7 protein-coding genes and 1 tRNA gene are annotated in these 7531 nt (G+C 69.4%); 3 read left to right on the top strand and 5 right to left on the bottom strand.

The annotated features are described in order from the left end of the window. The coding region (locus ACLF3G_RS14255; protein WP_430670042.1) for a hypothetical protein at window positions 1–533 on the top strand (533 nt) is incomplete at its 5' end. A 102-nt stretch (window positions 534–635) separates the two neighbouring features. Further along, window positions 636–845: a hypothetical protein gene (locus ACLF3G_RS14250; protein ID WP_430670041.1), complete on the top strand. Its 210-nt coding sequence runs from the start codon at window positions 636–638 to the stop codon at window positions 843–845. 157 nt (window positions 846–1002) lie between these two features. On the opposite strand, the gene ACLF3G_RS14245 is transcribed toward ACLF3G_RS14250, so the two are convergent. Then, window positions 1003–2805: a DUF6538 domain-containing protein gene (locus ACLF3G_RS14245; protein WP_430670040.1), complete on the bottom strand. Its 1803-nt coding sequence runs from the start codon at window positions 2803–2805 to the stop codon at window positions 1003–1005. Between the two features lie 10 nt (window positions 2806–2815). After that, window positions 2816–2890, bottom strand: a tRNA-Thr gene (locus tag ACLF3G_RS14240). 144 nt (window positions 2891–3034) lie between these two features. Between ACLF3G_RS14240 and ACLF3G_RS14235 the strand changes: the two genes are divergently transcribed. Beyond that, the gene (locus tag ACLF3G_RS14235) at window positions 3035–4009 is read left to right on the top strand and encodes an NAD-dependent epimerase/dehydratase family protein (protein WP_430670039.1); all 975 of its coding nucleotides are present in this window, start codon (window positions 3035–3037) and stop codon (window positions 4007–4009) included. Window positions 4010–4042: 33 nt separating this feature from the next. On the opposite strand, the gene ACLF3G_RS14230 is transcribed toward ACLF3G_RS14235, so the two are convergent. From ACLF3G_RS14230 to ACLF3G_RS14220, 3 genes are all read right to left on the bottom strand, one after another. Then, on the bottom strand, window positions 4043–4816 hold the full coding sequence (locus ACLF3G_RS14230; RefSeq protein WP_430670038.1) for a transglycosylase SLT domain-containing protein: 774 nt from the start codon (window positions 4814–4816) through the stop codon (window positions 4043–4045). Window positions 4817–4924: 108 nt separating this feature from the next. After that, window positions 4925–6100, bottom strand: coding sequence for an MFS transporter (locus ACLF3G_RS14225; RefSeq protein ID WP_430670037.1), 1176 nt, complete (start codon window positions 6098–6100; stop codon window positions 4925–4927). A gap of 5 nt (window positions 6101–6105) precedes the next feature. Then, window positions 6106–7443 carry an LLM class flavin-dependent oxidoreductase gene (locus tag ACLF3G_RS14220; protein WP_430670036.1) on the bottom strand — a complete coding sequence of 446 codons (1338 nt, stop codon included), beginning with the start codon at window positions 7441–7443 and terminating at the stop codon, window positions 6106–6108. Window positions 7444–7531 lie beyond the last annotated feature (88 nt).

Genomic DNA, 7531 nt, shown 5'->3' with positions numbered 1-7531 from the left:
GGCGCCACAAGAACGAGCTTCGCGCTCGCTTCCAGGCCGTGTTCAGGTGGCCGGAACCACCGCCGCCTGTCCCAGGCCACCACCGCAGCCGCTACGCTTTGAGACCAGTCGACATCAAGCGGAAGATCATGGACGCGACCGACGTCCATCATCAGCTCGTCTATAGCCTGAAGGGCACCAAGAACGCCGGCAACGTCTACTGCCGTGTCGGCGGCGAGGGCGTCGTGGATCAAGGCGAGATGGCCAGCAAGCGGGCGGGCGCCAGCCAGCACATCGACCAAGGCGCCCGCCGCAAGGCTGGACATGTCGACGTCGCGACCATCCAGGATCTCGACGCCAACCGATACCTCAGGGCCAAGCGGCAGGAGATCCGTGATTTGGTCACGGTAAAGCTAATGTCACTTGGTCGAGATTGGTGCCGTCTGAGCACCGAAGCGGCTGGGTCCACCATTCCCAGGCGAAACGGCGCCAGCACAGCGCCGCTTACAACCGCCCAGGCCGGCGACAGCGGCTTGATCGTGCCATCGACATGAAGCGCTGCCCCTACGCGAGTCCACCGGCCACCGGCCCACCAAGGCGGCAGGCATCCAAGCCATCGCCATCCCCATGACCTATCGCCATAAGGACAACCGACCATGCCGACCACGCGAGTCTCCTTTGAAGAAGCTGTTGACGCCGAAGATGACCTGCTCAAGCAGAGCGACGCTCTCGACGCGGTCCTTGCCGATGTCCAAAGGGACCTGCCCACGCAGCTCGCCGCCATCGAGAATGACCTGCTCAAGCAGAGCGACGCTCTCGAAGAGATTGTTGCAATCGACGGATGCTACCTGCCTAGCTGGCCGTGACGCCGGGACTGCCGCCCGGTGCACGCCGCGAGAGGCATGATACCCCGCCAAGGTCGCCAGGAAGTCGCCAGGGCGACTTCAGTCACCTTCGGACGCGAGGATAGCGACGACACATTAGGCGCCGCCTACGAGCTCCCTGAGCTTTCTGGAGGGCGGACTACGAACCGGCTTTCGCAAGTCGGGTCCTCATGCCTCTCCATGTTGGCATTGAGGGCCGGAAGAGCCTGTTTCCGTCCGCCCACGTCACCCGCGCCTCATGGATCACCGCCAGCGCCTCCATGGCCCAGGCGGCAATGGCATCTGTAACTTGGTGGTTCGGCGGTAGCGCCCTCCCCAGCCGCTCGCTGATCTCAAGGATCGCACCACGGCCCGCGCTGATGTCGCCGCTCTGAAACTCATCGGCCAGGATGTTGATCGAGGAAAGCGCGTCGCCTCTCGTCATTTCGCGGCCTTCTGGCGAGCTCGACGAGGCGAACGCCGCGTAAGACCGCTTCGCTTCGGCAGCGAACCAGGCTTCCAAAGCAGACTCCACCTCGCGGACAATCTCCGGAGCCTCTTGTGGGGGTATGTCGCGCAAACTGGCATGCCGATCCGAAACCTGATCAGAGGCCGGCCCGGCGGCCCGATCATCGAGCGGCGAAGGCACCCGGGACAGCTCCTTCAGCACCTCCTCAGGCATCCCCCGAAAGCCTCGGCCATAGCCCGCCCCAGCGTTCCTTGGGTTGTGCCGGCCAGTGATGGCGTCCTGCACCTCGGGCAGGGCACGAACCCGCCGCAGCTCGTCCTCCATACGGTGCCGCCATGAGTGAGCCGGCGCTTTTTTCGGATCGATAATCTTCACCTTGGTCCGCACCCACCGCCCCAGGATGGTCTGTGCGGGCGTGTCGCGCTTGCCGTGGGGATCGGGAGTGATCGAGGGAAACAGCGGGCCAGCAGGCTTCGGCGGCAGCGCCTCTACGTATTTCAGGAAACCCTCCGCAATCAGCGCAGGGTGCAGCGGGATCATGCGCTGCATTGTTTCATTCTTGCCCGGGCGCATCTCATGCGGTCGAATGTCAAGGATCTGGACCCCGCCGTCCTCCCGCACGTCGCCCCGCCGCAGTTCCGCCAGTTCGCCGATGCGCGCTCCAGTGAAGCACAGCAGCCACGGCGCCCACCGCAGCCATCCAGTTTCGGCGCGGGCCGCAAGTAGGAGGCGCTTGGCATCGTCGTCGTCATAGCCGTGACGGACTGCCAGCTTCCGCATCGCCTTTGGCGCGAGACCCGCAAAGGGGTTTGCCGGCAGGAGGTGGTTCGTCGTCCCCCACTTGCAGACGCCGCCCGCACCGCGAATGTCGTCCTCGACGGTGCCGACGTCCAACTTCTCGACCTCAAGCCTGTGGCGCTTGAACTTCACCACATCGGCGGGCGTAATTCGCCGGACATCGTCGAAGCCGAGGACGCGGGCGACAGTCCGGAAGATGGTCCCGTATCGCTGCCGCGTTCTCGGCGAGGGACCGCGCTCTGCCGACCATGCGTCCAGCAACGCCGCAGCGGCGAGTGGTTCAATTGCCTGTGCCGCTGCTCTCAGTGAACTAGGCGGCGCCGCTGCGCGCATCTCCATGGGCGTGGAGCCAGCGTGATCGGGCTCGCCGGCACCTGCCTGTCCCGTGGTTCCCTGCGGCAGCATCCAAATTGGGCGCTCGCCACGTCGCGCCTGCTCGATCACTTGGTCGAACTCGGCGATTGTCACCAGCGCCAGCCGCTTGGCCTCGACAGGGTTCTTGGTGCCGAGGCTACGCACCAGTTCGCCCTTGCCAACAATGTTGCGCAACGACTTCGGGACGGACTTGCGGACCTGATAGACGCCGGTCTTGTGGTGCTTTGTTGGTCGGGTCATCGGCAAAGCCACTTGTAGCACCCATTTGTAGCATTGGGCGCCGTGCAAGCCTTGAATTTGCTGAATTTTCTTCCGGATCAACGGGATGCGGTGGTGCTGCTGGACAGGATTGAACTGTCGACCTCTCCCTTACCAAGGGAGTGCTCTACCACTGAGCTACAGCAGCGGACCGGTGTGCAAGCCGCGCCGTTCCTAGCCGCCGACGGGCAGGCGCGCAACCCCCACCCGTGATGCCCTTGCGGGATGGCGCCCCTGGGGCACACTGGCGCATCACCGCACAGCAGGCCCCCATGCCCCAGATCCCTATCCAATGAGCATCCTTGTCACCGGCGCCGCCGGTTTCGTCGGCCTCGCCACCATCGAACACCTGCTGCGTCGCGGCGATGCCATCATCGCGGCGGATCTGGAGGCATTGCCCGAACCGGCGCTGCGCGCCTTCGCCGCCCTGCCCGGCCATTTGCAGGCCGCGCGGCTCGATGTCACCGATGCCGCGGCCTTCGCCACGCTGGTGGCGCAGCACCGGCCGCACGCCATCCTGCACCTGGCGGCGCTGACCCCGCTCGGCCGCGTGCCCACGGCGCTGGCCATCCGCACCGCGCAGGTCAACATCCTGGGCCCGCTGCACGCGGTGGCGGCGGCGGAGGCGGCCGGCACCGGCTTCCTGGTGCTGGCTTCCTCTGGCGCCGTATTCGGCGGGGCGGGGCGCGATGCGGCGCTGCTGGATGCCAGCATCCGGCCAGACCCGCGTAGCGCCTACGGCGTCGCCAAATTCGCCGGGGAAAAGCTGGGGTTGCTGGCCGGGCTCGAAGCCGGCGTGGCCGTTGCCGCCGTGCGGCTGTCCACCGTCTTCGGCCGCTGGGAACGCGCCACGCCGGCCCGCCCGGTGGCCTCCCCCATCATGCGGATCACGGAGGCCGCGCTGCGTGGCGAGACCGTGGTGGTCGCCGATGAGAAGCCGCGCGACTGGGTCTATTCCGCCGACGTGGCCGCGGGCCTGGCCAGCGTGCTGGACCACGGCCGCGCCGTCGCTGCCCCGGTCCACCTGACACCGACCGGCGGCTTGTGGTCGATGCGCGACTGGTGCGGCGCGCTGGCAACGCGGCTGCCGGGCCTCGTCTGGCGGTACGATCCGGCCGATCCGCGGGCCGAGCCGCTGCCGAACGACCGCGCGCCGCTGGACCCCGAGGCGCTGGCCGGGCTGACCGGCTTCCGCGCCGGCTTCGGGATAAAGGCGGCGCTGGACGACTACCTGGCCTGGCGTCGCGCCGTGCCGCCGGCGGCCTGAAGCCGCCTCAGCCGCCGGCGGCCTGAAGCCGCCTCAGCCCGGGTTGCGCCCCGGCCCGTCGCCGGCCACCGAACGTGATCCTGCCGGCAGCACCCGCACCGGCTCCGGCGGACGATTGATCCAGACCGGGCCGGGCGGCAGGCCGGCCGCCCGCGCCGCGCCCTGCCGCGCCGCATCGATGCGCCGGGCCACGGCGGCAAAGCCGGGCGTGTAGGCGCTGTAGTCCGTGGCAGGCGCCGCATCATCCGGGGCGAGTTCGGGCAGCGCGCCGTGGCGGGCCGAACCCGGCCACACCGCCATCACCCGCCGCGCGTAGGGAATACCAAGTGTCGGCGTCATCGAGTGATAGCCGGCGGCGGCCAACGGCCAGCTTCCGGTCGTCCGGCGCAAGAAATTGAGGAAGCGCGCGGCATAGGCCGTGTTGGTCGCCGGGTCGAAGGCCTCCTCCAGGGAGGCGAAGGCGGCCGGGTGGTGCAGCAGGTTCACCTGCGCGCAGCCGACATCAATGGAGCGGATGCCGCTGGCCAGGAAGCCCTGCACCGCCTCGATCGCGGCCTCCTTCGTCTCGAAGTAGTGCCCGGCCCCGGCAGCGTTGATGGCCCAGGGCCAGGGCACCCAGCGGCCCGTTGCCGGATCCCGTCGTCCGCTTTCGACATGGGCGATGCTGCGCAGCAGGTGCTGCGGCAGCCGCGCCTCCTGCTCCGCCGCCGCGATGGCGGGCAGGCAGATTTCGCCCGCTGCAGGCTGCGCCGCAGCTATCCCAGGCACCATGACACAGGCGAAGCCGATGAGGGCGCGCAATTTCAAGATCCGTCTCCCGCTGCCTGAGACGCTGCTAGGGCAAGCGGGAGGAGGCGGCCAATCAACACGTTGCCGAAGCAAACCCTGGTGCAAATCCTGGCGCAGACGTGAGGCTCAGCGGCGCAGCCGCAGCATGGCGACGCAGCCCAGCGCCGGCCCGATCGCCAGTACCGCGAAGGCGCCACCCCAGCCGGCACGCGCCACCAGCACCGGCATCAGGTGAATGGTCACCAGCGTCAGCGCGAAGCCCAGGCTGGTCTGCACCGTCAGCATCGTGCCGGTCAGGCCGGGCTCCGACTGCTCCGCCACGCTGGCCGAGAACTGCGCCGAATCGGCCACCACCGCGACGCCCCAGACCAAGCACAGCAGCGTCACCAGCGCCGGATGCAGCCCGAACGCCGGCCCCGCCAGCAGGCAGCAGGCGCCCGAGACCGCCATCGCCGCGACCGTCACCCGCACCCGCCCGATCCGGTCCGCCACCAGCCCGGCAACCACCGACCCCACCGCGCCCACGGCGATGACCGCGAAGGTGGCGAGCGACGCTTCGCCCGCGGAGGCAGGCCCCCCACGCCAGGCGGCGAAGCTGGCGGCCAGGAACAGCCCAACCCAGCTCCACATGGCATAGAGTTCCCACATGTGGCCGAGGTAGCCGAGCGTCGCGAGCCTGGTGCCGCGGTTGCGCCAAAGCTCCAGCGCGGCGGCGGCACGGAAGGGTGGCGCTGGCGCGTGGCGCGGGCCGAGCCGCACCAGGCCCATCAGCGCCGCCCCGACGACCGCTGCGCCGCTCGCGCTGGCCAGCACCAGTCGCCAATCCAGCCCACCCAGCGCATTCACCAGGTGCGGCGAGGCCGATCCCAGCACGAGCCCGCCCACCAGCAGCCCCACCACCAGCCCCATGTCGCCGCGGTCTGCCCAGCCCGCGGCCAGCTTCATGCCGACCGGGTACACGCCCGCCAGCGCCGCGCCGGTGACGAAGCGCGCCGCCACCGCCGCCTCCCCGCCCACTGGCAAGGCCAGGATCAGCGCATTGGCGCTGGCACCGAGCAGCGCCGAGGCAGCAAAGACACGGCGCGGGTCGTAGCGATCCGGCAACGCCAGTGCCGCGCTGACCAGCGTGCCGCAGACGAAGCCGGCCTGCACGGCGCTGGTCAGCAGCGCCTGGAAGCCGGCGCCGATCCCACCCGCCTCCGCCAGCATCCCCGGCCCGGCCGCCGTCCCGGAAAACCAGATCGACAGCGCCAGCACCTGCGCCACCGTGACAAGGGCCAGGTTGCGCCACTTCCCCGGCACGCGCCTCACCCCCAGCGATGCCGCGCCGCGGCATGATCCTCCGGCAGGCGCGGCCCGGCGCCGAACAGCTTCTCCCGATACGTGCCGGGTGCGTAGCCTGTCTTGTACAGGCCGCGCGCCTGCAGCACCGGGATCACCAGCTCGATGAAGGCCTCCAGCCCTTCCGGCATCACGGTGCGGGACAGGTTGAAGCCGTCCACGTCCGCAGTCTGCATCCAGGATTGCAGCGCATCCGCCACCTGCACCGGATCGCCCACGATGGGCGGCTGGCGGCTGCCGAGCACGGACTGCTCCAACAGTTTCCGCTTGGTCCAGCCTGGGCCGGCGACCTTCGCCATCGCCGCGACGTTGGACTGGATCGCCTGGCCCGGCCCCGCCGTCACCGGCTCGTCCATGCCATAGCGTGAGAAATCGATACCGAGGGAGGCGGAGGCATGTGCCAGCGTCGCCTCGGCATTGGCGTGCGCGGCGTAGTCCGCCAGCAGGTCACGCGCCTCGGCCTCCGTCCGCCCCACCACCACCGTGGCGCCGACGAAGACCAGGATGCGACGTGGCGCCGCCGCCGCGCGCAACTGCGCCACCAGCTTCGCGACCACCGCCGGGTTGCTGCCATTCACGAAGACGCATTCCGCATGCTGCCCGGCGAACGCCCGGCCACGTTCGCTGGCGCCGGCCTGGTACAGCACCGGGGTCCGCTGCGGCGAAGGCTCCACCAGGTGCACCGCGTCGATCCGGTGCTGCTTGCCCTGGTGCAGGATGCGCCGCACGCGGGAGGGCTCGGTGTAGATGCCGCCGGCCGCATCGCGCCGCACCGCGTCATCCGCCCAGCTGCCCTCCCACAGCGCATAGACGGCTTCCATGTACTCGTCCGCCAAGTCGTAGCGGTCGTCGTGGCGCATCTGCTCGGCATAGCCCAGCGCCCGCGCGGCGCTGTCGAGGTAGCCGGTGACGATGTTCCAGCCGATGCGGCCGTTGGTCAGGTGGTCCAGCGTGCTCATCCGCCGCGCGAACAGGTAGGGCGGCTCGTAGGCCGTGTTGCAGGTGACGCCGAAGCCGAGATGCGTGGTCGCCGCCGCCATGGCCGGGATGGTCATCAGCGGGTCGAGCAGCGGCACCTGCACGCCGCCGCGCAGCGCCGCATCCTGGCTGCCGCCGTGGACGTCATAGACGCCCAGCACATCGGCCAGGAACAGCCCATCGAACAGCCCGCGCTCCAGCAACCGCGCAAGGTCCATCCAATGCTCCAGCCGCGCATAGCCCCGGCTGTTGTCGCGCGGATGCGTCCACATCCCCTGCTGGATGTGGCCCGGGGTCGCCATGTCGAAGGCGTTGAGGCGCATCATCGCCGGGTTGCCTCGCCGGTTGCCTCGGGCGTCCACATGCCGCTTCCTCCGTTGTTCCGGCGCAGCCTCGCAGGCCCGCGCCCAAAGG

Origin of the sequence: Falsiroseomonas sp. HC035 (assembly GCF_050563525.1) — a bacterium.
Lineage (GTDB): Bacteria > Pseudomonadota > Alphaproteobacteria > Acetobacterales > Acetobacteraceae > Falsiroseomonas.
The sequence above is the reverse complement of the archived record's forward strand: the minus strand, read 5'-3'. Positions and strand labels throughout refer to the sequence as shown.

Excerpts from the sequence above, each read along its gene's own strand:
- ACLF3G_RS14250 (WP_430670041.1), top strand. The coding sequence starts at position 636 with ATGCCGACCACGCGAGTCTCCTTTGAAGAAGCTGTTGACGCCGAAGAT.
- ACLF3G_RS14235 (WP_430670039.1), top strand. The coding sequence starts at position 3,035 with ATGAGCATCCTTGTCACCGGCGCCGCCGGTTTCGTCGGCCTCGCCACC.
- ACLF3G_RS14220 (WP_430670036.1), bottom strand. The coding sequence starts at position 7,443 with ATGATGCGCCTCAACGCCTTCGACATGGCGACCCCGGGCCACATCCAG.